26 protein-coding genes and 1 tRNA gene are annotated in these 25,132 nt (G+C 67.7%); 15 read left to right on the top strand and 12 right to left on the bottom strand.

The window, feature by feature from the left end; all coding sequences use genetic code 11:
* Positions 1-17: 17 nt before the first annotated feature.
* Both secE and BLR03_RS09340 read right to left on the bottom strand, forming a co-directional pair.
* Positions 18-287: a preprotein translocase subunit SecE gene (gene secE / locus BLR03_RS09345; RefSeq protein ID WP_175460477.1), complete on the bottom strand. Its 270-nt coding sequence runs from the start codon at positions 285-287 to the stop codon at positions 18-20.
* Between the two features lie 95 nt (positions 288-382).
* Positions 383-455: transfer RNA gene (locus tag BLR03_RS09340), tRNA-Trp, on the bottom strand.
* Positions 456-732: 277 nt separating this feature from the next.
* Here BLR03_RS09340 and BLR03_RS09335 point away from each other — a divergent pair.
* Positions 733-1,950, top strand: a complete 1,218-nt coding sequence (locus BLR03_RS09335; protein ID WP_091251956.1) for a pyridoxal phosphate-dependent aminotransferase — start codon at positions 733-735, stop codon at positions 1,948-1,950.
* Between the two features lie 83 nt (positions 1,951-2,033).
* On the opposite strand, the gene BLR03_RS09330 is transcribed toward BLR03_RS09335, so the two are convergent.
* Both BLR03_RS09330 and BLR03_RS09325 read right to left on the bottom strand, forming a co-directional pair.
* The gene (locus BLR03_RS09330) at positions 2,034-2,666 is read right to left on the bottom strand and encodes a LuxR C-terminal-related transcriptional regulator (protein WP_091252104.1); all 633 of its coding nucleotides are present in this window, start codon (positions 2,664-2,666) and stop codon (positions 2,034-2,036) included.
* A gap of 80 nt (positions 2,667-2,746) precedes the next feature.
* Positions 2,747-4,123, bottom strand: a complete 1,377-nt coding sequence (locus BLR03_RS09325; protein ID WP_091251954.1) for an ATP-binding protein — start codon at positions 4,121-4,123, stop codon at positions 2,747-2,749.
* Between the two features lie 124 nt (positions 4,124-4,247).
* On the opposite strand from BLR03_RS09325, the gene BLR03_RS09320 reads away from it, so the two are divergent.
* The 5 genes from BLR03_RS09320 to BLR03_RS09300 all read left to right on the top strand — a co-directional run bounded on the left by BLR03_RS09320 (position 4,248) and on the right by BLR03_RS09300 (position 8,481).
* Entirely contained in the window at positions 4,248-5,987 is a 1,740-nt protein-coding gene (locus BLR03_RS09320; protein ID WP_091251952.1) for a PspC domain-containing protein, read from the top strand.
* A gap of 1 nt (position 5,988) precedes the next feature.
* Positions 5,989-6,252 carry a hypothetical protein gene (locus tag BLR03_RS09315; RefSeq protein ID WP_091251950.1) on the top strand — a complete coding sequence of 88 codons (264 nt, stop codon included), beginning with the start codon at positions 5,989-5,991 and terminating at the stop codon, positions 6,250-6,252.
* A gap of 3 nt (positions 6,253-6,255) precedes the next feature.
* Positions 6,256-6,510 (top strand): PspC domain-containing protein, encoded by a 255-nt coding sequence (locus BLR03_RS09310; RefSeq protein WP_091251947.1) that lies wholly within the window; start codon positions 6,256-6,258, stop codon positions 6,508-6,510.
* Positions 6,511-6,664: 154 nt separating this feature from the next.
* Positions 6,665-7,690 carry a 6-phosphofructokinase gene (locus BLR03_RS09305; RefSeq protein ID WP_091251945.1) on the top strand — a complete coding sequence of 342 codons (1,026 nt, stop codon included), beginning with the start codon at positions 6,665-6,667 and terminating at the stop codon, positions 7,688-7,690.
* Between the two features lie 80 nt (positions 7,691-7,770).
* Complete coding sequence (locus tag BLR03_RS09300; RefSeq protein ID WP_091251943.1) at positions 7,771-8,481, top strand: GNAT family N-acetyltransferase; 711 nt, start codon at positions 7,771-7,773, stop codon at positions 8,479-8,481.
* A 17-nt stretch (positions 8,482-8,498) separates the two neighbouring features.
* Here the strand turns inward: BLR03_RS09300 and BLR03_RS09295 are convergent, their stop codons facing one another.
* The 7 genes from BLR03_RS09295 to BLR03_RS09265 form a co-directional block, all read right to left on the bottom strand.
* Positions 8,499-10,082 (bottom strand): DHA2 family efflux MFS transporter permease subunit, encoded by a 1,584-nt coding sequence (locus BLR03_RS09295; protein WP_091251941.1) that lies wholly within the window; start codon positions 10,080-10,082, stop codon positions 8,499-8,501.
* A gap of 82 nt (positions 10,083-10,164) precedes the next feature.
* Positions 10,165-10,728: a PadR family transcriptional regulator gene (locus BLR03_RS09290; RefSeq protein ID WP_091251939.1), complete on the bottom strand. Its 564-nt coding sequence runs from the start codon at positions 10,726-10,728 to the stop codon at positions 10,165-10,167.
* 167 nt (positions 10,729-10,895) lie between these two features.
* Positions 10,896-11,333 (bottom strand): ankyrin repeat domain-containing protein, encoded by a 438-nt coding sequence (locus BLR03_RS09285; RefSeq protein ID WP_091251937.1) that lies wholly within the window; start codon positions 11,331-11,333, stop codon positions 10,896-10,898.
* Positions 11,330-12,412, bottom strand: coding sequence for a CAF17-like 4Fe-4S cluster assembly/insertion protein YgfZ (locus BLR03_RS09280; RefSeq protein WP_091251935.1), 1,083 nt, complete (start codon positions 12,410-12,412; stop codon positions 11,330-11,332). The genes BLR03_RS09285 and BLR03_RS09280 overlap by 4 nt, the downstream gene beginning before the upstream one ends.
* A gap of 105 nt (positions 12,413-12,517) precedes the next feature.
* The gene (locus BLR03_RS09275) at positions 12,518-13,258 is read right to left on the bottom strand and encodes a flavodoxin family protein (protein WP_091251933.1); all 741 of its coding nucleotides are present in this window, start codon (positions 13,256-13,258) and stop codon (positions 12,518-12,520) included.
* A 53-nt stretch (positions 13,259-13,311) separates the two neighbouring features.
* Positions 13,312-13,929, bottom strand: a complete 618-nt coding sequence (locus BLR03_RS09270) for a nitrobindin family protein (protein ID WP_091251931.1) — start codon at positions 13,927-13,929, stop codon at positions 13,312-13,314.
* Between the two features lie 172 nt (positions 13,930-14,101).
* Positions 14,102-14,836, bottom strand: coding sequence for a permease (locus BLR03_RS09265; RefSeq protein WP_175460476.1), 735 nt, complete (start codon positions 14,834-14,836; stop codon positions 14,102-14,104).
* A 245-nt stretch (positions 14,837-15,081) separates the two neighbouring features.
* Here BLR03_RS09265 and BLR03_RS09260 point away from each other — a divergent pair, with 245 nt between their 5' ends.
* The 8 genes from BLR03_RS09260 to asd all read left to right on the top strand — a co-directional run bounded on the left by BLR03_RS09260 (position 15,082) and on the right by asd (position 23,336).
* Entirely contained in the window at positions 15,082-15,780 is a 699-nt protein-coding gene (locus BLR03_RS09260) for a winged helix-turn-helix transcriptional regulator (protein ID WP_091251927.1), read from the top strand.
* Between the two features lie 269 nt (positions 15,781-16,049).
* Positions 16,050-17,021 carry a mycothiol synthase gene (gene mshD, locus BLR03_RS09255; RefSeq protein WP_091251926.1) on the top strand — a complete coding sequence of 324 codons (972 nt, stop codon included), beginning with the start codon at positions 16,050-16,052 and terminating at the stop codon, positions 17,019-17,021.
* Positions 17,022-17,162: 141 nt separating this feature from the next.
* On the top strand, positions 17,163-19,427 hold the full coding sequence (locus BLR03_RS09250; protein WP_091251924.1) for an RNA degradosome polyphosphate kinase: 2,265 nt from the start codon (positions 17,163-17,165) through the stop codon (positions 19,425-19,427).
* An 11-nt stretch (positions 19,428-19,438) separates the two neighbouring features.
* A complete protein-coding gene (locus BLR03_RS09245; protein ID WP_091251922.1) occupies positions 19,439-20,416 on the top strand; it encodes an NUDIX hydrolase in 978 nt (325 codons plus the stop codon).
* Between the two features lie 78 nt (positions 20,417-20,494).
* Positions 20,495-21,298, top strand: coding sequence for a thymidylate synthase (locus tag BLR03_RS09240; RefSeq protein WP_091251919.1), 804 nt, complete (start codon positions 20,495-20,497; stop codon positions 21,296-21,298).
* Positions 21,295-21,888 (top strand): dihydrofolate reductase, encoded by a 594-nt coding sequence (locus tag BLR03_RS09235; protein WP_091251918.1) that lies wholly within the window; start codon positions 21,295-21,297, stop codon positions 21,886-21,888. The genes BLR03_RS09240 and BLR03_RS09235 overlap by 4 nt, the downstream gene beginning before the upstream one ends.
* On the top strand, positions 21,888-22,106 hold the full coding sequence (locus BLR03_RS09230; RefSeq protein ID WP_091251916.1) for an NF038396 family protein: 219 nt from the start codon (positions 21,888-21,890) through the stop codon (positions 22,104-22,106). Before BLR03_RS09235 ends, BLR03_RS09230 begins: the two co-directional genes overlap by 1 nt.
* An 87-nt stretch (positions 22,107-22,193) precedes the next feature.
* The gene (gene asd, locus BLR03_RS09225) at positions 22,194-23,336 is read left to right on the top strand and encodes an aspartate-semialdehyde dehydrogenase (RefSeq protein WP_091251914.1); all 1,143 of its coding nucleotides are present in this window, start codon (positions 22,194-22,196) and stop codon (positions 23,334-23,336) included.
* Positions 23,337-23,342: 6 nt separating this feature from the next.
* Here asd and BLR03_RS09220 read toward each other — a convergent pair whose 3' ends face one another.
* Entirely contained in the window at positions 23,343-24,464 is a 1,122-nt protein-coding gene (locus BLR03_RS09220) for a winged helix DNA-binding domain-containing protein (RefSeq protein WP_091251913.1), read from the bottom strand.
* Positions 24,465-24,602: 138 nt separating this feature from the next.
* Between BLR03_RS09220 and BLR03_RS09215 the strand changes: the two genes are divergently transcribed.
* Positions 24,603-25,109, top strand: coding sequence for a hypothetical protein (locus BLR03_RS09215; RefSeq protein ID WP_254788334.1), 507 nt, complete (start codon positions 24,603-24,605; stop codon positions 25,107-25,109).
* Positions 25,110-25,132: the final 23 nt, after the last annotated feature.

Genomic DNA, 25,132 nt, shown 5'->3' with positions numbered 1-25,132 from the left:
TCTGCGGACCGGTCGCCTTAGCGGTCCGTGGGGGCGGTGCCGCCGAAGACCCAGCTGACTGCGGTCCCAAAGGCCAGGTCCAGCAAGGTGACTATCACCATCATGATGATCACGAACACCAGCACCACGAGCGTGTAATTGATCAGTTCTTTACGGGTTGGTGCGACGACCTTCTTCAGTTCGCCAATGACCTGGCGGATGAAGATCGCGATGCGAGCGAAGAAGCCGGGCTTGGCGGCATTCTTGGCGGGGCGGCCTTTGGAGCTGCTGGCAGCCGTTTCGGTCACCTGGTCCTCACTCAATCCTCGCAATGATCGGATACCCGGCTCTGAACTGAACCATGGTTGCTGCGCTGGTTCCGGATGATCCGGAACAGCATGCGCAGGGCAGACAGGACTCGAACCTGCAACCTGCGGTTTTGGAGACCGCTGCGCTACCAATTGCGCCACTACCCTTCGGGGCTAAAATCCGCTCCGGCCGACGCATTCCGCAGGCTTCCCTGAGGCGCAGGCCATCATCGTGTTTTCAACACCGGAGAACCAGTCTACGCAAGAACTGCGCCTACGTCGAACCGGCCCTCTTCCGGACTCCTGCGTGACCGTGAAAACCAACTGACAGCCGTCAGTCACATTTCCGTTTCGGCACCGCGGGGGATCCGGTGAACAGCATAGAGTAGATTCCGTCGAATCCCACATCCAGCCTTCCAGCTGCAAGCGAAGAACGGACCCGCCCATGTCTGCTGCCCGCATTTCCCAGCGCATTTCCGCCATAGCCGAATCCGCCACTCTGGCCGTCGATGCCAAGGCGAAGGCGCTGAAGGCAGCCGGCAGGCCGGTCATCGGCTTCGGTGCCGGGGAACCTGACTTCCCGACCCCCGGCTACATCGTGCAGGCCGCCATCGAGGCCGCGAGCCAGCCGAAGTACCACCGCTACTCCCCCGCCGGCGGGCTGCCGGAGCTGAAGCAGGCCATTGCGGAGAAGACCTTCCGGGATTCCGGCTACAAGGCCGAGGCATCACAGGTGCTGGTGACCAACGGCGGCAAGCAGGCCGTGTACAACACGTTCGCCACCCTCCTGGATCCCGGCGACGAGGTCATTGTTCCCACCCCGTTCTGGACCACGTACCCGGAGGCCATCCGGCTGGCCGGCGGCGTGCCGGTGGAGGTCTTCGCGGGCCCGGAGCAGGAATACCTGGTCACCGTGGACCAGTTGGAAGCCGCCCTCACGGACCGTACGAAGATCCTCCTCTTCGTCTCCCCCTCCAACCCCACCGGCGCCGTGTACTCCGAGGAGCAGGTCAAGGCGATCGGCCAGTGGGCGGCGTCCAAGGGCCTGTGGGTTGTCACCGACGAGATCTACGAACACCTGACCTACGACGGCGTGCCGTTCACCTCGATCGCCACGGCCGTCCCCGAACTGGGCGACAAGGTGGTCATCCTCAACGGCGTCGCCAAAACCTACGCCATGACGGGCTGGCGCGTGGGCTGGATGATCGGCCCCGCCGACGTCATCAAGGCCGCCACCAACCTGCAGTCCCACGCGACGTCGAACGTCTCCAACATCATGCAGATTGCTGCCCTCGCCGCCGTGTCCGGGCCGCTGACCGCCGTCGATGAGATGAAGGTGGCCTTTGACCGCCGCCGCAAGGCGATCGTCGCGGGCCTGAACGCTATTGACGGAGTTGAATGCCCGACGCCGAAGGGCGCCTTCTACGTCTACGCGGACGTCCGCGCGCTGCTGGGCAAGGAGTTCCCGTCGGCGAACGGTCCCGTGCGGCCGGCCACCTCTGCCGAACTCGCGGCGCTGATCCTGGACGAGGTCGAGGTGGCGGTGGTTCCCGGCGAGGCCTTCGGCCCGTCCGGCTACCTGCGCCTTTCCTACGCGCTGGGGGACGAAGACCTGGCCACGGGCGTCGCCCGCCTGCAGGACTTCCTCGGCAAGGCGAAATAGCAGCCCCAATCCCCGATGCGCTATCACTTGTGGTTGCTTTGCCCCCGGCGAGGCAACCACACAAGTGATAGCGCATCCCTGGGTTAAAGGAGGCGGCGCTCGGCGGCCCAGCGGGTCAGCTCGTGGCGGCTGGAGAGCTGGAGTTTGCGCAGCACCGCCGAGACGTGGGTTTCGACTGTCTTGATCGAAATGAACAGTTCCTTAGCCACCTCCTTGTAGCTGTAGCCGCGGGCGATGAGGCGCATTACCTCGAGCTCCCGCGCCGAAAGCTTGTCCAGTTCGTCGTCGGCAATGTCCGCCGGGGCCGTGCCGAACGCATCCAGGACGAAGCCTGCCAGCCGTGGCGAGAAGACGGCGTCGCCGCCGGCCACTCGGCGGACGGCGCCGCTGATCTCCGGCCCGGAAATCGTCTTGGTGACATAGCCGCGCGCACCCGCCCGGATCACGGACACCACATCTTCCGCCGCATCGGAAACACTCAGCGCCAGGAACCGTGTGGCGGGCAGCAGCGGCGCCGAGCCGGCCAGAACCTCACGGCCGCCGCCGCCGCGGCCGCCGGGGAGGTGGACGTCCAGCAGCACGACGTCCGGACGCCGGGCTGCGATGACGGCAATTGCCTCTTCCACGGTGCCCGCCTCGCCCGCGACGACGATGTCCGCGTCCAGATCCGCCTTCAACCCGGAGCGGAAAATGGCGTGGTCGTCGACGATCACCACGCGGATCGGGGATGGGTTCCCGGCTGCGGGGTTCACTGGTGCCGCGTTTCCGGTTGCGGGGTCTCCCGGGGCTGGGATGGTCACGGTTTGGCCTCTCCGTTGCTGTTGTTGGCGGCAGCCGCGGCAGTTCCGGCAGATGGTGCGGCGGTGACGGGCAGCCGGAGCCGCACTTCGGTGCCGTCCGGGCTGCTGATGATGGCTGCGGTGCCGCCGTGGCGGTTCATCCGCCCGATGATCGATTCGCGCACGCCGAGCCGGTCCGGGGGAACCGACTCCGGTTCGAAGCCCGGCCCCCGGTCCTTGACGAAGACTTCCGCGGCGTCGTCGGTGACTTCAAGGTAGACGGAGACGGTGCCGCCGCCGTGACGGGCGGCGTTGAGCATGGCTTCACGGGCCGCCTGGACGAGGGCCTCGTGACGTTGGGTCATGACGCAGTCGCCCACGCTGACCACTTCGACAGCGTGTCCGAGGGTGTCTTCGACCTCCGCGGCGGCGGCCTCGATACCCTCGGACAGCCGGCCGGGTTCCTTGTCGGCATCCCGGTACAGCCAGCCCCGCAGCTCCCGCTCCTGGGCACGGGCCAGCCGGATGACGTCGTGCTCGTTGCCGGCACGCCGCTGGATCAGGGCGAGGGTCTGGAGTACGGAGTCATGGAGGTGGGCGGCAATCTCGGCGCGTTCGGTGGCGCGGACACGCCCCGCACGCTCGGTTTCCAGGTCGCGCCAGAACTTCAACCCCCAGGGCAGCAGCACCAGGGCCACGCCGCCGAGCACCGCCACCGAGGCCAGGAGCGCCAGCCAGGTCTCTTCCCAGGACCCCGAGCCGGACACCATCACCAGCACGCCGGCCACCACGAGGGCGAGCCCGGCTGCGAGCCGTGCCCAGCCGCCGGCCTGATCCGCCTTGGTCTTGTCCACGAGCCCCGCCCGGCGGGTCTCATCCAGTTGCATCCAGGCGATTGCAGCGCCGCCCAGGATCGCCGCGACCGGGATCAGGGTGCCCAAAGGCACGTCAACACCGAGGAGCCGGGCGATCAGAATCCCGGCGGCCAGCAGCAGGCCGGCGCCCAGCAGGATCTCTTTGCCAAACGGCATGCCCGGAACCCGGGACCGCCAGGACCGTTGCCCCGCGCTGCCGCCGGCGTCTGCACTCCCGGTGCTTTCCGGGGAGCCGGGAACTCCGGGGGTGCCGGGCATACCGGGCGCACTTACTGCCGGAGCGATGGGCGACGCCGGACGGCGGGCACTGCGCCTGGCGCTTTCATCCGCTGTGGGAACCATGATCCAGAGCCAGCCGTAGAAGACCACCCCGGCGCCGCCTGCGAGCGCGGCCACCAGCATGCCGATTCTGACCATGCGCACCGGCCAGCCCAGGTGGTTGGCGAGGCCCGCGCAAACGCCGGCGATCACGCGGTCGCTGCTGCGGACCAGCGGCGGGCGGACGGGCGGGGTTGTCATGCTTCAATCCAAGCACGGATCGGGGGTCCCCGGACGTCTTTGCGGGCCTAACCGGGGGCAGCTCAGGGACCGTTCAGGGTGTTCCCCAGTAGAGCGCGGCACCGGAAACGTGAAGGATCGAAGTATGAACCCGCACACTCCGCACCCCGATGAAGGCCGGTCCTCCGCAGACCGGCAGCCTATGGATCAACCAGGCCCGGACCTTCCCGCCGCAGCCGAGCCCGCCACGGGCCTTCCCGCCGACGGCCAACCCGTTCCCGGGCAGCCCTCCGCTGAGCCGGCAGGTTCCGAGCCGACCGGTTCTGAGCCGGCAGGTTCCGAGCCGCTCCCGGAGCCGCCACGGCTCTACGGGGCCGGCGACCCCGACGGGCCTTACGGCCCGCCGCCGTACTCTGCCCCGCCGCCGTACTCTGCCCCGCCCCCGTACACCGGCGCGACTCCCCCGCAGGGCGGCCCGTCGCAGTACGGGCCGGGCCTGGACGGGCAGCTGCCGGGGCGCCAGCCGCAGAACTTCTTCGACTGGATCCGCAGCCAGGGCATTTACCGCGGACGCGACCGGTGGATCGGCGGCGTGGCCAGCGGCATAGCCCAACGGCTCGGCGTCGACCCCCTGATTATTCGCGGCGTCCTGATTGTCCTGACCGTGTTCGCCGGAGTCGGCGTGCTCGCCTACGGCCTCGCGTGGGCACTCCTGCCAGAACCCGACGGCCGCATTCACGTCCAGGAGGCCGGCGCAGGCCGGTGGACTGCCGGGATGACCGGCGCCCTCATCACCGCAGTCATCGGCTTCCCCAGCCTGGGCGCCGGCGTCTGGGGCTGGAACCGCTACGGCTTTGGCGCCTTCGCCTGGACCGTCTTCTGGGTGGGAGGCGCGATCTACCTCGTGTACTACCTGACCCAGCGCAACAAGACCCGCAACGGAGCCAGTCCCACGCCCTCCCGGTACGAATCCAGCAGCCCGGCCGGTGCCGCAACGTTGGCGGGCACCGCTAGCGCGGGCGCCGGGCAGCGATCGGCCGGGGGCTTCCCGGCGGGTCCCGCACCGGCCTATGGCCAGTACGACGGCGACTCCGGCGTCTCCGCAGCCGGCCAGGCCTGGGGCCCGCCGCCGTCGGGCCACGCCCTGCCCGGCTCCACCGTGCCCGTTCCGCCCGATTCTGTTCCACCCGATTTCGTTCCGCCCGCCGGCTACGGCCCGGGGGCAGGAGTCCCGCCGCTGCCCCCCGCGCGGCGACGCAACCCGGGCCCGGGCACTCCGGCTGTCGCCATCACAGTCGGCGCCGCCCTCCTGGTGGGAGGCGGCATCAAGGCCCTCGACGCCGCCCACGTGATCAATCTTGGCGATTCCGGCAACGCTCTGGTCTGGGCCATCGGCGCGGCCATCCTGGGACTCGGGATCCTGATTGCAGGCTTGCGGGGCCGGACCTCGGGGATCCTGAGCTTCTTCGCCGTCGTGGCCCTGCTGATCGGCGGAATCTTCAGCGTGGTCCCGCACGGCGACCGGTTCCGGTTCCAGAATGCCGACTGGACGCCGTCCAGCATTCAGCAGGCCCGCGGCGGCTTCGAAATCACCGGCGGCGCCGGAACCGTGGACCTGACCAAGCTGGCGCTGAATCCCCCGTTGGGCTCCGACGTCGTTGTTCCAATCGACGCGACGGCAAGCAACGTGACCGTCGTCATCCCGGACACAGTCCCCGTGCAGATCCAGGCGGACATGACCATGGGAAACCTGCACGAAGGCAACCAGGACCACGGCGGCATGATGAACCAACAGAGCGACTACAACGCCTCCAAGCCGGGCGCCCGGCTGGTCGTCCAGATCTCCGGCACCGTCAGCAACGTGACCATCAAGGAAGGCAACTGACATGAACAGCTATGACGACTCCGCGGACGGCGCCGGACAGGCGCCGGAAGCGGCGAACTCCCCCGCCCGGGTGGGCACAGTGGTCTGGGGGCTCACAGTGGTGGCCCTTGCCGCGCTGCTCATCATCTCCCGGCTGGACATCGTGGCCCTGAACGGTACCTATGTCCTGATCGGCCTGATGATTGGCGCCGGTGCCGCACTGATAATCGGCGGCCTACTCTCGGCCCGCAGGCGTGACAATAAGCCAACAACAGGGAAGTCTTGAACCATGGATAAATTCTTCAGCACCATCCGGGGCTTCGGTCTGAAACGTGGTCCGCAGCGCTGGCTTGGCGGCGTCTGCGGCGGAATTGCCGCAAAACTGGAGGTGAATGTGGCCTGGGTCCGGATCGCCTACCTTCTGCTGGGGCTGTTCCCCGGCCCGGCCTTCGTGGTTTACCTCGCGGCGTGGCTGCTCCTTCCGGACCAGCGCAACGCCATCATCCTGGAAACCTTCCTCAAGAAGCTTTCCTCGCCGTCCTAACGTCCGCCGCAGCGCGAAAGGGTGCCCCTGCCTTCACGGCGGGGGCACCCGTTTGTAACCGTTTGTGTCCTGCCCCACACGCGCTATTAGACTCTAGGTGAGCTCAGCGTGGCGCTCTGCCTGTACCCCTTCAAACCAGGATTTGAGCCAAGACATGAAAATTGGAATCCTCACCAGCGGCGGAGACTGCCCCGGACTGAACGCCGTCATCCGTGGCGCCGTCCTCAAGGGCATCGCCGTCCACGGCCAGCAGTTCGTGGGATTCCGGGATGGCTGGCGCGGCGTTGTCGAGGGGGACATCGTCGAGATTCCCCGCACCATGGTCCGCGGCATCGCCAAGCAGGGCGGCACCATCCTCGGCACGTCCCGGACCAACCCGTTCGAGAACGGCGGCGGTCCCGAGGTCATCAAGGCCAACATGGACCGGCTCGGGATCGACGCGATCATTGCCATCGGCGGCGAGGGCACCCTGGCCGCGGCGAAGCGGCTCACCGACGCCGGTCTCAAGATCGTGGGCGTGCCCAAGACGGTCGACAACGACCTCGATGCAACGGACTACACCTTCGGCTTCGACACCGCCGTGGAGATCGCCACCGAGGCGATCGACCGGCTGCGCACCACCGGGGAATCCCACCACCGCTGCATGATTGCGGAGGTCATGGGCCGGCATGTGGGCTGGATCGCCCTGCACGCCGGCATGGCCTCGGGCGCCCATGCCATCCTGATCCCGGAGCAGAAGGCCTCCATGGAACAGATCGCCGAATGGGTTGTCTCCGCCCGCGACCGCGGCCGCGCACCGCTCGTGGTCGTCGCCGAGGGATTCGTCCCCGAAGGCCAGGAGTCCCCGCATTCCGAGCGCGGCCTGGACACCTTTGGCCGCCCGCGCCTCGGCGGCATCGCCGAGATGCTGGCCCCGGAACTCGAAGCCCGCACCGGAATCGAAACCCGCGCCACGGTTCTGGGCCACATCCAGCGCGGTGGCGTCCCGACCGCGTTCGACCGCGTCCTGGCCACCCGCCTGGGCATGGCGGCCATCGACTCCGTGGTGGAAAAGCGCTGGGGCACGATGGTTTCGCTGCACGGCACCGACATTGTGCACGTCGGCTTCGACGCCGCGCTCGGCAACCTCAAGTCCGTCCCGCAGAGCCGCTACGACGAGGCCGCCGTCCTCTTTGGATAGACCACTTCGGATAAGCGGCCCGGAGGCGCGCATGGCACGATGCGGCCGGGGCGCCCGCCTGCGGTGGGTAGGGTTGATTCATGACTCTTGAGCCCGGTTCCGCCGAAATCGTCCAGCTGGCATGGGCACGCCGTTTGGGGTTCGACGACGGCGCCTTCGCGGCCGCCGCGGGTGAGCGCCTCACCCGGGCCGATGAGTCGGCCCGGTCCGTTCAGTTCGTCCGCTTGTTCGGCAACTCGGCTTTGGTGGGCCCGCAATGGGCGCTGGACGCCGCGGCCGGTCTCGCCGACGAGGAGCTGGCCCAGCATGTGACGCTCCTGACCATCACCCGGGGCCACGGCGGCCACGGGCTTGGCGCCGCGGCACTCTTCTTCGCCGACGACCTCCCCTTGCAGCAGCCGTCCGAGGAACTGACGGTCTCGCACGGAAACCCCGAGGCGATCGAGCTGGAGACGTTCTGCCCGCCCGACGACGTCAACGAGGTGGGCCTGGCGGACCTCGAACACCGCTTCACGGTGATGCATGTCGAAGACGGGCGCCGGACACCCGTGGCCTGCGGCGCGTACGCCGAGTGGGAGGGGCTCCTGGCGCACATGGGCGTGCTGGTGGCGCCGGAGTGGCGGCGCCGCGGGCTGGGCAAACTGGCGGCTTCGATCGCCGCCCACGAGGCCCTCGCCGCCGGGCTGACGTTGCAGTGGCGCTCCGAGGTCAGCAACAAGGGCTCGCTGGCGCTGGCCAGGAGCCTGGGCTTCTCCGCGGGCGGCATCCAGACCAGCGTGCTGCTGGGCTGATCCGGATGCCGGCCGGCTCAGCGGCGCTCTGCGGCAGCCTGGCCCGTGGCCCCGGCAGCCGGTTCCGCGTCTGACTCCGCAGCTGTGCGTGCTGCGTCCGGCGCAGCAGCAGTGCCTGCGGCCGCGGGGGCCGCCTCGCCCCAGCCCTGGACCGGCTTGGGTTTGGCGAAGAAGAGGACCACGGCTGCGCCAAGCAGGATTACGGCCGCCGGGAGCAGGATGGACTGGCCCATCGCCGTCGAGAACCCCTCATGGAGCGGCTCGGGCAAGGCGCCCCCGAAGCCCATCGGGCTGGCGTCCGGGCTTGCTCCGGGACGGGCGGGAAGCTCGGCGGCCAGCCGGGCCTGGATGAGGACGGCGATGGCGGCGCTCCCAAGCACGGCGCCGATCTGGCGGGTGGTGTTGTAGACGCCCGAGCCGGCGCCGGCCTGCCGCGGCGGCAGGTTGCGCGTGGCGGTGGAACTCAACGGGGCCCAGATGCCTGCATTGGCGAAGCCCAGCACAGCGCTCGGGAGCAGGAACAGCCAGATGGGCGTGTCCGGGTGCATGAGGAGGGCGTTCCAGAACAGCGCCACGGACATCAGGACCAGGCCGCTCGCGGTGATGAATTTCGGGTTGACCTTGTCGATGATCCGGCCCACAACCGGTGCGAGGCCGCCGGAGATCAACGCCATCGGCACCATCATGAGCGCCGACTCGGTGGGGGTCAGGCCGCGGACAATCTGGTAGTAGAAAATCAGGGGCAGGGTGAACGCCGTGACGGTGAAGCCCACCGTGGTGATCGCAATATTGGCGAGCGAGAAGTTGCGGTCCTTGAAGAGGGACAGTGGCAGCAGCGGTTCACCCGTGTTGAATTTCTGCCACAGGACGAAGACGACCAGCACGGCGATGCCGCTGATGATCAGGCCCCAGACGGTGATGGGTCCGGCTATGGTGCCCCAATCGTACTTCTCGCCCTCCTGAATGCCGAAGACGACGAGAAAGAGTCCGAGGGCACTGAGCAGCACGCCGGGAATGTCGAACTTGTGCGGGTGGGTGCTCAGCGTGGGGACGAAGCGCATGGCAAGGATGAAGCCGGCAATCCCGACCGGGACGTTGATGAAGAAGATCCACTCCCAGCCGAGGCCGTCCACCAGGACGCCCCCGAGGATCGGGCCGACCAGGGTGGCGACGCCTGCCGTGGCACCCCAGATGCCCATAGCTGCTCCGCGGCGGTCCGGCGGGAAGATCCGGGTGATGACGGCCATGGTCTGCGGCGTCATCATGGCCGCGCCGAGGCCCTGGACCACGCGGGCTGCAATGAGGGTCTGGACATCCCCGGAGAGGCCGCACCACAGCGATGCCAGGGTGAAGACGACGAGCCCGGAGAGGTAGAGCTTTTTCGGTCCGAAGCGGTCGCCAAGCCGGCCCGTGATGAGCAGGGGCACGGCGTAGGCGAGCAGATAGCCGCTGGTGACCCAAATGACCGAGTTGATGTCAGTGTTCAGGCCCGCCATGATGCTCGGGTTGGCCACCGAGACGATGGTGGTGTCGATCAGGATCATGAAGAAGCCGATCACCAGGGACCAGAGTGCCGGCCACGGCCGGGCTACGTTTTCCATGGGGTTCCTTAGGGGCTGGTGTGAATGCTGGATGGGCAAGGATGGGGGCGGCCGGGGTCCGGCGTGATGTACTGCACGGGCCTCACCACGGCAGTTCGCCGGAGCGGAGCTGGTCCTGAACGCTGCGGATCCAGGCGATTTCGGCCTGCAGCATGCTCTGCTGGTACTGGATATCGACCCAGTACTTGCGCTCTACGCCCTTCGTCCGGAGCAACTCTTCGCCGGAATCCAGGTAATCAAGCTGCTCCTGCAGTGCCGTGAGCCGCTGGTCGAGGAGTCCGGCGACGACGTCGGCCGGCAGGTTGTAGGCCTCGGAAATGGCCAGCGGAAAGGACGGGTATTCGTTGACCGGGGCGGCGAGCATGTCCCGAATGCGCGTCGTGAACGCTTCGCGGCCGGCGGCCGAGATGGTGTATGTGGTGCGTTCCGGGCGGTTGCCTTCCCGGTCCGTTCCCGTGGCAGCGACGAGGCCCTGCTCCTCCAGCCGCCCGACCGCGTGATAGAGGGTTCCGGGCCGGACCTTGACCAGCCGGTCCTCGTGCCGGGCGATCAGGAGCTGGTACATCTCGTAGGGATGCATCGGCTCTTCCACGAGCAGGGAGAGCGCGGCGAGACCCAACGGTGTCAATGCGGTTCCCCGGGCCATGGTGCGGTGTCCTCTTCGTTCTGCAGTGCTTGTACTCCGCAACGATTATTCCACGTGGAATAATCGGGTGCAATCGTTCCTTGCCCCGGCACTAGCCCCGCCCCGCGCCCGGCCCTGGCGTGGTCCCCGGCGGGGCCCGCCCGGAGGCAGGCCCCGCCGGGCCTTCGTCAGCCGAGGAGGGCCAGGATGTCAGTCCGGGCAAACATCTGCGCGGCGGCCCGCGCGGAGGGGGTGCCGGCGTCGGGGTCGGCCCCGGCCTCCAGCAGCTCGCGGGCGACGTCGGTGTAGCCCTTGAAGACGGCGCCGGCCAGCGGTGTCTGGCCGCGGTCATTGGGTGTGTTGGCATCGCCGCCGTGCTCCAGGATCAGCCGGACCGTGCCGGCGTGGCCGTGGTAGGCCGCCAGCATGACCAGCGAGTCACCGGAGGCATTGGTCAGCGTGGCCGGGGCGCCGGCCGCCAGGTAGGCGCCCAGCACTTCGGAGCTGCCTTCGCGGGCCGCATCGAACAGCGTGTGGGCGAGCGCCAGCGCCTCGTCGTCGGGCGCGGACCCGTTCTGTGCGGACCCGTTCTGTGCTGACCCGTTCAACGGAGACTCGGCGCTCATCGGGTGCCCCGCAGGAAGCCGGTCTGACGGCCCACGACCTGGCCGGCGTCGGGCGCCACAATGAGTTCCTGGGCCGCGGCGTAGGGCTCGTCGCCGTCGACGACGGTCAGGACCTCGTCCGCGGCGACGGAGCGTTTGATGACAGCAAGGGCCACCGGGCCCATTTCGTAGTGCTGCGCCACCGAGGTCACGGCGCCCACCTTGCGGTCGCCGGCGCGGACTTCGCTGCCGACGGCGGGCAGAGTGTGCTGGGAGCCGTCGAGCTGGAGGAACACAAGCCGCCGCGGCGGGTGGCCCAGGTTGTGGACGCGGGCGACTGTCTCCTGCCCCTTGTAGCAGCCCTTGGACAGGTGCACGGCGGTGCGGAGGAGGTCGAGCTCGTGCGGAATGGTTTTGTCGTCGGTTTCCGCACCCCACCGGGGACGCCACGCGGCGATCCGGAGCGCCTCGGCCGCAAGGGTGCCGGCGAGGGGCCGGTCGCCCACCGTGGCGGCAAGGTCAGCCGCGGGGACGAGGTACTCAAACCACGGCCGTTCCAGGCCGGGATGGGCGTCCTCGCCCACCACGGCGTAGGAGTAGCCGCCCGCGCCCACGTGCGGCCACGGGTCCTCCCAGACCAGCAACTGCGCCCACTCTTCGATCCGGCGGGTGGACCCGAGTACGGCCCAGTCCGCCGAGACGTCGGCGACCTCGACGCGGAGCATGAACTTCATCTTGGTGAGCCATTCGGCGAGCGGTGCCGCCTCGGCTCCTTCGACGATCAGCCAGGTGGTGGCGCCGTCGTCCACCACCCGGGCGTCAAATTCGATCCGGCCCTGGACGCTGAGCAGCAGCAGTTCGGTGGACTGGCCCGGGGCCAGGCTGGCGAGCTGCTGCGAGGACAGGGTGTCGAGCCAGCTGAGCCGGTCCGGTCCCGTGACGGTCACCACGCCGCGGTGTGAGAGATCGACGACGGCGCTGCCGGCAGCCAGCGCCCGTTGCTCCCTCAGCGGCTCACCGTAGTGGGCGGCGACGCCGGCGTCGGCACCGCCGGCCTCAACAGCGGCCGGGCGCGACAACAGAGGGCTTGTGATAGTCATATTGAAAGGAACGTCCTTTGGTGTGTGCGTATTCCGTCACCGACACGCCGGCACCGCCGGCCTAGCGTCCGGCGCCAGGTCCGCCGTGCGGAGTTAAGTGCGGGGTTAGCGGTATTCCGGATTTTCGAAGTCGAACCGGGTGCCGGCCTTCCAGGCGTCGGGCAGGTTGCCGTAAGCGGGGATGCCGCCGGCGTCCTTAAGCATCCGGGCCAGGTGCAGCATGTTCCAGGTCATGAAGGTGGTGTTGCGGTTGGTGAAATCGCTCTCCGGGCCCCCGGACCCCTCGTCAAGATAGCTCGGCCCTGGCCCGACGGGGCCGATCCAGCCGGCGTCGGCCTGCGGCGGGATGGTGAACCCGATGTGCTGGAGGCTGTACAGGACGTTCATGGCGCAGTGCTTGATGCCGTCCTCATTGCCGGTGATGAGGCAGCCGCCCACTTTCGGATAGTAGGCCCACTGGCCCTTGGCGTTCAGCTGCCCGGAGTGGGCGTAGAGGCGCTCGATGAGCTTCTTGGTCTGCGAGGAGTTGTCCCCGAGCCAGATGGGGCCGGCAACGACGACGATATCCGCCTCCAGGACGGCCGGGTAGAGGTCCGGCCATTCGTCGGTGGCCCAGCCGTGCTCGCGCATATCCGGGTAGACGCCGCTGGCGATGTCGTGGTCCACGGTGCGGATCACGCGGGTGGTGACGCCCTGCTTCTCCATGATCCGACGACTCACCTCGATCAGACCCTGGGTGTTGGACACGTCCGGGGACTTCTTGAGGGTGCCGTTGAAGTACACGGCCTTGAGGTCGGCGTAACTGGTGCTACCGGCGCTGCTGCTGCTGGTGACTTCGTCGGTCACGGTGTTTCTCCCTGGTCGATACGGACAACGGAAAAATCAGTGAGACCGCGTGTTCAGCTTACTTTCGCAAGGATGGCCGATGCATGGGCGTGCAGGCCGCCGCTGCCGGACGACGAATCCTTGCCGGTGGCCACGTCCCAGCGCCACAGCAGGTTCCCGTCCACGAGACCGAAGATCCGGGTGGCCGCCGTGTACTCCTTGGAGTGGCTGCCGCGCATCACCATATCGGTGCTGAGCTGGATCTGGGGCCCCTTGATCTGGCCGTAGTAGAGCTCCGAGATCCCGCCCGGGTGGGCGACGGACACCGAGATGTCGAAGCCGCCGTCGCTGTTGCGCAGGGCCTCGACCTCGTCGGCGCTCTTAAGCACGGGGACGATATCCGCCGGGATCAGGCCGGGGCCGCCGTCTTCCTCGCGCTGCTTGCGCTCCAGCGCCCAGAAGCCGGTCTCGACCGTGAGGGGACGCAACGTGGTGCCCTCGTCGTCGGTCAGCCAGCTCTCGGCGCGGTACTGCAGGTACGGCAGGCCGTTGTGCGTGAACGAGACATGCTGCAGGAAGTGCTCTGAGTCCTCGTCCCCGGCCCCCAGCCGGCCACGGCCCTCCCACTCACCAATGAGCCAGGACAGCGGAACGATTTCGGGCGTCAGATCTGTAGGAATTTCAATCGGCACAGCAACTACCTCTGGAAACTACGGTGACTGGAAAGTATCGGGTTACTTCTGGCCTTTGAAGAGGCGGTAGACGACAAAGCCGGCAAACCACGCCATGGACAGGCTGGCCACGCCGAGCAGGACAAGGAAGAAGATCTCATATGCAAGTACGGACATGATGCCATCCTAACGCTTAGAAGATGAGTAGTTTGTCTATGAAGTAGGCCAAGGAACCGACCGCCGACACCGGGCCCAGCCCCATGCCGACGGCCGCCAGGATGGTCAGGCCCTCACCGCTAAGGATGACGAGGCGGCGGAAACTCACCAGCACCGCGCCCACCACGACGCCGGCCAGGGCGGCCGGCAGCACTGCGATATCGGAGAACACGAGGCCGGCCAGCGGCCCGGCGAGCCCGGCGCCGATGATGCCCAGCGGTGCCACGATCCGGTCGGGCCAGCGGATCAGCCCGGCCAGCAAGGCGACCGCAGCGCTGATGGCAGCCACGAGGAACATCTCCCGGACCCCGTTGAAGCGCGAACTCGCAATCCAGCCGGCGCCCAGGCAGGACAGCAGGACACCCGCGCACGAGCCCAGCGTGGATTCGAGTCGCTGGGCCTGGCCGGTACCTCGGAGCAGCTGCATGACGAAGATGGCCATGACCCCCACCGCAATGAACGACGGCGTCCAGTCCAGGAAACCGGGGGCCGGAAGGTATGTCGCGGCCACCGCCGCCCCCACACCGGGCAGGCCGATCAGGGCTGCGAGGGTTTTTTTGGCGGGGATGCCTAGAAAATAGGGCCAGCCGATGCCGATGCCGGCGGCGGTGAGGGCAGCGACGGCGAGGAGGACCTCAGGCGAGGAGTAGGCGCCGGCAACTATGGCCGCGAGACCGGCCAGGCCGATAATCCCGACGCTCCACAGCTTCACTGGTCTACTCGCCCTCGGCAGACCCGCCATGGCTGTACCTTCGCTCACTGCGGACCCCAATTCGACTCGGCTCAATTTCCACGGGCCGCGGGCCCTAACGGTTCAATCCTGCCCTATATGAACGCTATGTGTCGCAAACGGACCGGCCGGAGGTGACGGGACCATGGCCGGAAAGGGGCCTTTAGGTATACTCATGATCAGCACCACAGACGCCCAATGATGCGCGGACACCCCTTGGAGGAACAATGTCGCACATCCTGCTATTGACGAACAGCACCGGAACATCCGTGGACGTCCTGCCTGCTCTGGAACTATTGAACCACCGGGTGCATATCCTTCCCGCCGAGCCCACCGCCCTGCTCGAGACCGACCCCTGTGACATCGTCCTGCTGGACGCCCGCAAAGACCTGGTCGGCGCCCGTTCCCTCACCCAACTGCTTAAAGCAACCGGCCTCAGCGCCCCCCTGATGCTGATCCTCACCGAGGGCGGCATGGCCGCCGTGTCCTCGGCGTGGGCCGTGGACGACATCCTCCTCGAATCCGCCGGCCCGGCCGAGGTCGAAGCCCGGATCCGCCTCGGCGTCGCCCGCGCCGTCCCCGAGCAGGACGACGCCCCGACCGAAATCCGGGCCGCCGGCGTAGTAATTGACGAGGCCAGCTACACCGCACGGGTCAACGGCGCCGCACTCAACCTGACCTTCAAGGAATTCGAACTCCTGAAATACCTGGCCCAGCACCCCGGCCGGGTTTTCACCCGCCAGCAGCTGCTGACCGAAGTCTGGGGCTACGACTACTACGGCGGCACCCGCACCGTGGACGTCCACGTCCGGCGGCTCCGGGCCAAACTGGGCGCCGACCACGAGAACCTGATCAGCACCGTCCGCAACGTCGGGTACCGCCTGACCCTGGTCCGGCAGCCCGAGGACGAGCTCACCGAGGCCTGAGCAGGCTTGACCGGGCCGGCACCCACAAATACAGGCGCACGAAATACGGGCGCTCAAACGCCGCCACAAAGACCGAAGGCCCCGGACGAATGAGTCCAGGGCCTTCGGTCTGTCAGTGGAGGACATACGGGTCGAACGTATCGAGGCCACCCCAGTGGTGGATCCCCCTCGCATCTGGCTCAACGCCGGACGAGATATCGACTATACGTTGCCGTGCGGAGTTCGACAAAATCGGCCGCCGGCGGCCCTGCGCCCGATAGCCTTGCACCATGAGCCCTGCGCATCCGGAAAACTGGCCTGTACTTACTGTCAAAGGAACCGTCGACGGCGGCCTGCTGCGGGACGTCGCGGCCCTTGTCGCCGCCGCGGAAGAGTCCGACGGCAATCCGCCACTCTCCGAACAGACCCTCGTAACGCTGCGCGCCGCCGACCCCGGCGAGCATTCGGTGCTGACCCTCGCGCTGTACGCCGCGGACGACAAGTCCGACCCCGCGACGGCGCAGGACCTGGCCGGCGTCGCCGTCATCATCGAAGAACCCGACGGAACCGGGGTCCTCGAGGTCGCGGTCCATCCCAGCTACCGCAACCAGGGCGTCGGCGACCGCCTGGTGGGGGAACTGAAGAACGTCCGCGGCTTCGCGGGCCTCAACGCCTGGTCGCACGGAAACCACGAGGCCGCCGCGGACCTGGCGGCCCGCTACGGCTACGGCGCCGTCCGCGAACTGTGGAAAATGCGGCTCATGACGGCGGCGGCGGAGCTGCCGGAAGCCGGGCTCCCGGACGGTGTCCGGCTCCGGGCCTTCGTACCCGGCCGGGACGAGGACGCGTGGCTGGCCGCCAACAAGGCCGCTTTCGCCCATCACCCGGAGCAGGGCAACATGACGCGCGCCGATCTGGACGCCCGCATGGCCGAGCCGTGGTTTGATCCGGCAGGCTTCCTATTGGCCGTGGACCCGGCAGACCGGATCCTCGGGTTCCATTGGACCAAGGTGCACCCCCGGCACGGGGACCACCCGGCGATCGGGGAGGTCTATGTGGTGGGCGTGATCCCGGAGGCCCAGGGCTCCGGACTGGGCAAGGCGCTCACTGTTGCCGGCATCAAGCACCTGCAGGGCCTCGGGCTCCGCGCCGTCATGCTCTACGTCGACGCCGACAACGCCCCCGCCGTCGCGCTCTACCGCCGGCTCGGCTTCACCCGCTGGGATGTGGACGTCATGTACGCGCCGCTCCCGCAGCAGTAATCCCGCAGCCCTCATCGGCCCCGCGGACAGGCGTTAGTCACGTCGGCGGACTACCGGCCCGACCGGGCCGAAATCTGGGGCCATCGGGCCGCTATTGCTTGTAAGGTTGAACCTACATCGCGCCAGCATTGAGGAGACACCATGCCACGGGAAACTGCCCGGACATCCACGTCTGAACCCGCTACGCCGGAAAAGGGGGCGCGCCCGGTACGTGCCCGCTTCGGCTCCTCCGAAGTGCCGGCCTCGCGCGCCACCCAGGACCGGATCGACATTCCGGAGTTCGCGCCGAACCTGGAACCGGAAGGCGAAATCAGCCCGGACCGGTTCCTGGACCGGGAGCTGAGCTGGCTTGCCTTCAACGCCCGGGTCCTGGAACTGGCCGAGGACCCCAATCTGTACCTGCTGGAGCGCGTCAGCTTCCTGTCCATCTTCGCCTCGAACCTCGACGAGTTCTTCATGGTCCGGGTGGCCGGGCTGAAGCGGCGGATCGCCACGGGACTCGCCGTCCCCTCCCCCGCCGGGCTGAGCCCCATGCAGGTCCTGGAGCAGATCGGCGACGCGGCCCACCGGCTGCAGCAGCGCCATGCCCGGGTCTACGCCGAACAGATCCGGCCAGCCCTGGCCTACGAGCACATCCACCTCATGCACTGGGAGGAACTCGACTCCCAGGCCAAGGACCAGCTCAGCGCCATGTTCGCGGAAAAGGTATTCCCGATCCTGACCCCGCTGGCGGTGGATCCGGCCCACCCCTTCCCCTACATTTCCGGGCTGTCCCTGAACCTGGCCGTGGTGGTCCGCAACCCGGTCAGCGACAAGGAGCTCTTCGCACGTGTCAAGGTTCCTGACCAGCTGCCGCGCCTGATCTCCATCGACGGCCCCCGCGCGGGCTCCGTCCCGGGACGCGTGGCACGGTTCATCGCCCTCGAAGAGGTTATTGCCGTGCACCTGGACCAGCTGTTCGCCGGCATGGAGGTCCTGGAGCACCACTCCTTCCGCGTGACCCGCAACGAGGACGTCGAGGTTGAAGAGGACGACGCCGAAAACCTCCTGCAGGCACTGGAGAAGGAGCTCCTGCGCCGCCGGTTCGGCCCTCCTGTCCGGCTCGAGGTCACCAACGACATCAACCCGAACATCCGCGCCCTGCTGATCCGCGAGCTCGGCGTCGAGGAATCCGAGGTCTACTCCGTCCCGGCACCGCTGGACCTGCGCGGCCTCTCGGTTATTGCCGGGATCGACCGGGCGGACCTGCATTACCCGAAGCATGTCCCGCACACCTCGCGGCACCTCAACGAATCGGAGACGTCCAAGGCGGCCAACGTCTTTGCCGCCATGCGGCGCCGGGACATCCTCCTGCACCACCCCTATGACTCTTTCTCCACGTCCGTCCAGGCGTTCCTGGAACAGGCGGCCGCGGACCCGAAGGTCCAGGCCATCAAGCAGACCCTCTACCGCACGTCCGGGGACTCGCCGATTGTCGACGCCCTGATCGACGCCGCCGAATCCGGCAAGCAGGTCCTTGCCCTCGTGGAGATCAAGGCCCGCTTCGACGAACAGGCCAACATCTCGTGGGCCCGGAAACTCGAGCAGGCCGGCGTCCACGTGGTGTACGGCATCGTGGGCCTGAAGACGCACTGCAAGCTCTCGCTTGTGGTCCGCCAGGAAGTGGACGGCCTGCGCCGCTACTGCCACATCGGCACGGGCAACTACCACCCGCGCACCGCCCGGTACTACGAGGACCTGGGCCTGCTGACGTCCAACGAGCAGGTGGGCGAAGACCTCTCGAAGCTGTTCAACCAGCTTTCCGGCTACGCGCCGAAGTCCACGTTCAAACGGCTGCTCGTGGCGCCGCGGTCGGTCCGGTCCGGTCTGATCGACAGGATCGAAACCGAGATCAAGAACGCCAAGGCCGGCGTCGCCGCCCGGGTCCAGATCAAGGTCAATTCGATGGTGGACGAGGCCATCATCGATTCGCTCTACCGCGCGTCCCAGGCCGGGGTGCCGGTGGACGTCATAGTCCGCGGCATCTGCTCCCTGCGTCCCGGCGTTCCGGGCCTGAGCGAAAACATCACGGTCCGCTCGGTGCTGGGCCGTTTCCTGGAGCACTCGCGCGTCTTCGCCTTCGCCAACGCCGGCGACCCCGTGGTGTACATCGGCTCGGCCGACATGATGCACCGCAACCTGGACCGCCGGGTGGAGGCCCTCGTGCAGCTCACGAGCGGCGACGACACGAGCTATGTCCTGGACCTGCTCAAGCGCTACATGGATCCGGAAACCGCCAGCTGGCACTTGGACAAGCAAGGCGACTGGACCCGGCACCACCTCGCGGAAGACGGCCGGAACCTCGAAGACGTCCAGTCCTGGCTGCTTGCCTCCCGCTCGCGTCAACGTTCGACCAGCCTTCGGTAGGGGCCGTGAGTGTGAGCAGCGATGCACTGGTTGCGGACCAGACGGACCAGCCCGGCGAGCCGGTTGCCGTCACGGCAGCCGGCGCCATTCCGTGGCGCCTCAATTCGGTAAACAAAGACCAGCTTGAGGTCCTGCTGATTCACCGCCCGCGGTATGACGACTGGTCCTGGCCAAAGGGAAAGATCGATCCCGGCGAGACCATCCCGGAATGCGCCGTCCGCGAGGTCTGGGAAGAAATCGGGCTCGTTGCGCCTCTCGGGATCCCGCTTCCGCCCATCCACTACCACGTGCCCGCCGGGCTGAAGGTGGTGCACTACTGGGCTGTCGACGTCAACGGCGCTGCGCTGGTGCCGGACGGCAAGGAAGTGGACAGCATCATGTGGTGTTCACCCGAAAAGGCCGCCCGGCTGCTGAGCAACCCCAGCGATGTCGAGCCGCTTGAGCATCTGGCATCGGCCCATGCCCGCGGGGAACTGAAGACCTGGCCCCTGCTGGTGGTCCGCCACGCGAAGGCCAAGCCGCGCTCCTCTTGGAGCAAGGCCGAAGGTGACCGCCCGCTGGCCGCGACCGGCATGCGGCAGGCGCAGGCGGTGGGCCGGCTCCTGCAGGCCTGGAAGCCGGCGCGGATCGTCTCCAGCCCGTGGCTCCGGTGCGTGGCCACCATCGCGCCCTACGCGAAGGCGGCCGACGCCAAGGTGAAGCTCAACGAGGCCCTCACCGAGCACCGGCACGGCCGCAGCCCGCACAAGACTGCTGCCGCCGTCGAGGCACTGTTCGACAAGCAGCGGGCCGTGGCCCTGTGCACGCACCGCCCGGCGCTGCCGACCGTCCTGAAACAACTCGAAAAACACATGAACTCCCGCCTCCGGGACGAACTGCCGTCCTCGGACCCATACCTGGCCCCGGGCGAGATGATCGTCTGCCACGTGGCCCACGGCAGCAAGAACAAGGTGGTTGCCGTGGAGCGATTCAGGCCCTTCGACGACTGACGTCCCGCAACACGTGGCGCTCTGCTGCCCGGTGCCTTCACACTGCGAAGCCTTGGACCGGACCTCTAGACTGGAACCGTGAGCATTCCTACGCCCTATGAAGACCTGTTGCGTGACGTCCTCGAGCACGGCACGCACAAATCGGACCGTACCGGAACCGGCACCCTCAGCGTGTTTGGTCGCCAATTACGCTTTGACCTGAGCAAAAGCTTCCCGCTCATCACCACCAAACGGGTGCACTTCAAGTCCGTGGCCGTGGAGCTGCTGTGGTTCCTGCGCGGCGACACCAACGTCAAATGGATGCAGGACCAGGGCGTGACTATCTGGGACGAATGGGCCGACGCCGACGGGGAGCTCGGCCCCGTTTACGGGGTCCAGTGGCGCTCCTGGCCCACGCCCGACGGCGGCCACATCGACCAGATCGCCGAACTCGTCGAGAACCTCAAGTCCAACCCGGACTCGCGCCGGCACATCGTCTCGGCGTGGAACGTCGCCGAGCTCAAGGACATGGCCCTGCCGCCCTGCCACGCGTTCTTCCAGTTCTACGTGGCCGACGGCAAACTCTCCTGCCAGCTTTACCAGCGCTCGGCGGACACCTTCCTGGGCGTACCTTTCAACATCGCGTCCTACGCGCTGCTGACCTGCATGCTGGCCCAGCAGACCGGCCTGGAACCGGGCGAATTCGTCTGGACCGGCGGAGACGTGCACATCTACGACAACCACATGGACCAGGTCCTCAAACAGCTCGCCCGTGAGCCCTACGACTACCCGCAGCTGAAGATCACCCGCAAGCCTGACTCCATCTTCGACTACACCTTCGAGGACTTCGAGGTGATCGGATACCAGCACCACCCGACGATTAAGGCCCCGATAGCCGTATGAGCACAGAAAAGACCCCGGGCGTGCAGCCCGGCGATTTCACCGAGCAACTCCGAGCCTCCACCACCGGCCTGGGGCTGGTCTGGGCCCAGACCAGCACCGGCGTCATCGGCAAAAGTGGCGCCATGCCGTGGCACCTGCCCGAGGACCTCAAGCACTTCAGCAGCCTCACCGCCGGCCACCCGGTCATCATGGGCCGCAAGACCTGGGAATCGTTCCCGGAGAAGTTCCGCCCGCTGCCCGGCCGGACGAACATCGTCATCACCCGCCAGGAAGCCTGGGGCGGAACGCCCGCGGCGGCCGGTGCCGTCGCCGTCAGGTCCCTCGACGATGCTCTCCTGGAATCGCAGTTCGCCCCCGGCCACGAGATGGTCTGGATCATCGGCGGCGGAAGCATCTACGCGCAGGCACTGGACCTTGCCGACGTCGCGGTTGTGACCACGATCGACACCACGGCGGAAGGGGACACCTTCGCGCCCGAACTCGGCTACGAATGGGCCGCCTCGGCCAGCCTTCCCGCCAACGGCTGGCTGACGTCCGCCAGCGGCACCCGCTACCGGGTCACGCTATGGCGCCGGACGGAGGCCAAATAGTGCTGAGGAAGCCCGAGACACTCTTTGTCCTGGGGTACATGCTCCTGCCCCTGATGGCGCTGCTCTCGGCGATCGTGGGACTGACCATGATCCTGGGCGGCAACAAGATCCCCGGTGCCATCGTGCTGGTGGTGGTGACCCAGGTCTTCGCGTTCGGGGCGGTCTTTGCGCTGCGCCGACGCAAAGCGGCGCTGCTGGAAGACCCGCACGGCGACTAGCGCCAGCCGCCTCCCGGCCCGGCGTCGTCCGCGCCCGCGTGACGTAACCGACTGCGTCCTGCGGCCGGTGAAGTCTAAACTGGGCCCATGACTACAGCAGCTACCCCGTCCGTCGGCCTGGTCGGTTGGCGTGGCATGGTCGGTTCCGTCCTGATGCAGCGTATGCAGGACGAGGGCGACTTCGCCAACATCAACCCGGTCTTCTTCTCCACCTCGAACGCGGGCGGTGCCGCCCCGGCAATTGCCGGTGCTGCCGCGGGCGCGGCCGGCAAGCTTGAGGACGCGTTCGACGTCGAGACGCTGGCGAAGCTGCCCATTATTGTCACCGCCCAAGGCGGCGACTACACCAAGCAGGTCCACGGCGAGCTGCGCAGCCGGGGCTGGGACGGCCTCTGGATCGACGCCGCGTCCACCCTGCGCATGAATGATGACTCCATCATCGTGCTGGACCCCATCAACCGGGATGTCATCGACGCCGGCCTGTCCGGCGGTGTGAAGGACTACATCGGCGGCAACTGCACCGTGTCCTGCATGCTCATGGGCCTCGGCGGGCTGTTCAAGAACGGCCTCGTCGAGTGGGGCACCTCCATGACGTACCAGGCAGCCTCCGGCGGCGGGGCACGCCACATGCGTGAACTGCTGAACCAGTTCGGCACCCTCAACGCGGAGGTCAGCAGCGAACTGAGCGACCCGGCGTCGGCCATCCTGGAAATCGACCGGAAGGTCCTGGCGCACCAGCGCACCGACATCGACGCCACGCAGTTCGGCGTACCGCTGGCAGGCTCCCTCATCCCCTGGATCGACGCCGACCTCGGCAATGGCCAGTCCAAGGAGGAGTGGAAGGCCGGAGTGGAGACCAACAAAATCCTCGGCACTTCGGCCGAAGACCACGTCATCATGGACGGGCTGTGCATCCGGATCGGCGCCATGCGCTCGCACTCCCAGGCCCTGACCCTGAAGCTGCGCGAAGACCTCTCGGTCGCCGAGATCGAGAAGCTCCTGGACGCGGACAACGAGTGGGCCCACGTGGTGCCGAACACCAAGGAAGCCTCGATGGCCGATCTCACCCCTGTGGCGGCGTCCGGAACCCTGAACATTCCGGTGGGACGCATCCGCAAGATGGAGATGGGCCCGCAGTACATCAGCGCGTTCACGGTCGGTGACCAGCTGCTGTGGGGCGCCGCCGAGCCGCTGCGCCGCATGCTCCGCATCGCCACCGGAACCCTCTAGGGCTCGTCAGGAACCCGTTCCGGCACCAAGATATCTGCGGTACTTCGCGGCCTGCAGCTCAAAGGATTTTTGGGCGGCAGGCCGCAACCCGTTAACGGCATCGAAGGGTTCGGGCACGACGTCGCCGCCCCGGCGGCCCGCCGGTCCCGCCCAGGTGCCGATCACCCCGCCGCCCGCCACAATGGTCTTCTTGAACACGCCGTTGCCGCCCGGGACGATTCTGTCCGCATGCTCGGCCGGCAGCACGAGGGACCGGTCCGCGTAGCCGAGCAGGAATTCGTCAAACCCCGGCAGTGCCAGCACGGTGCGCTGCCCGGGGACGCCGTCGTCGAGCAGCGCCGCCGTTTCGGGCGAGAGCCAGTAGCTGGTCCCCTCCTCGAGCCGCAGCTCCACGAGCTGGTCCTTCACCTGTGCCAAGGCGGCCCGGGTTTCCGTCAGCGGAAGGCCGGACCACCAGGCAAAATCACGTTCCGTGGCGGGGCCGTGGCTGCGGAAGTAACGCAGCAACCATTCGGCGATACCTTCTGACCGGTCCAGGGTGCGCGACCCGGTGATCCAGTCGTCGAAAGCCACGATCAGCTGGTGGTTGCCGGCCAGCGGACCCTGCACCAGCAATCCCCGCTGGCACAGGGCGCCGAGCAGATGAATGCCGCGCTGGCCGGCCGTGGACTGGCCCGCCCGTTCCAAGGCCTGAAACAGCTCCGTCCGGCTGGCGGCTGCTCCTCCGGAGACCAGCTGCAGCGCGGTGTCCGCGGCGGCGTCAAGGTCCGCGGCGGTGATCTCCAGCTCCCGGTGGCGCCCGGCCAGGCCGCGGATCAGCCGGCCGGAGGTAATGGCCAGCATCCACTTCAGGTCCTCGGGAGCCAGCACGTGCAAGGTGCCGCGCATCGGCCAGGAGCGGACTATCTCCCCCCGGTCCAGGGCGGCGCGGACATCGTCAACACGGGACCCCGGCACCCGCTGGCCGACAGCCCAGAGAACGGACGGCAGATCCTGCGCCTGCATGGCCGTCATTCGGCGGACGGCGTCCGGGACGCTCTGAAACCCTGGCCCCAGCAGACCCTGCGCGGCCAGCCGCAGCCTGCCGATGATGCCGGGGCTAAGCCGGGTGCCTGTCGCTGCTGTCACGTGTCAATGGTAGGCCGGGCAATGCCTGGACGGCTTCGTCCACTGCCGGGTTAGCCGGGTTTTCTGCCGGGTTGCTTGCCCGGCTTGTTGCCCGGTTGCTCCCAGCCGCCGTACAGCGGGCCTCATTACCCTTGATGCATGACTATGAGTGACGTGTGGCCGCAACTGCGGCCCCTGTGCCGGAAGCTGGCCCTGCTGGGCTGGGCCTCCAGCGCCGCCGGCATGGCTGCCGGACTCGCCGTCGCAATTGCCAGCGGGACGCGGCTTTCGCCCATGATGAGCACCCTGCAACTGGTGGCCGGGTTGTGCATGGCTGTTTCCGTGGCCAGCTTCGTCACGGCGGCGGCCCTGCAGCCGCGCGCCCGGGTCCGGGAAGGCGCGAAGCCCGGAAGCGTGGCCCCGCGCGGCCGGGACCTTCAGCTCGACTACGCCGGGGAGTTTCCGGCCACCGTCCAGGCCTTCCTGCTCGGCTCGCTGGCCCTCCTCGCCGGCGCCGTGGCATTTGCGTGCGCCGGACTCGTGCTGCAAAGCGGGCCCAGCGTCCAGTCCGTGGCCTTCTGCCAGGTGTTCCTGCTCGGGGCCGCGGCCTCCGGCTTCACCTTCATGCTCTTCAGCAAAGTGACCCCCCGCCGTACGGACCGCTAGGCCGGCTTTTCCTGAAGGGCCTT

It is taken from the genome of Arthrobacter sp. ok909 (assembly GCF_900104405.1).
Taxonomy (GTDB): domain Bacteria; phylum Actinomycetota; class Actinomycetes; order Actinomycetales; family Micrococcaceae; genus Arthrobacter; species Arthrobacter humicola.
The sequence above is the reverse complement of the archived record's forward strand: the minus strand, read 5'-3'. Positions and strand labels throughout refer to the sequence as shown.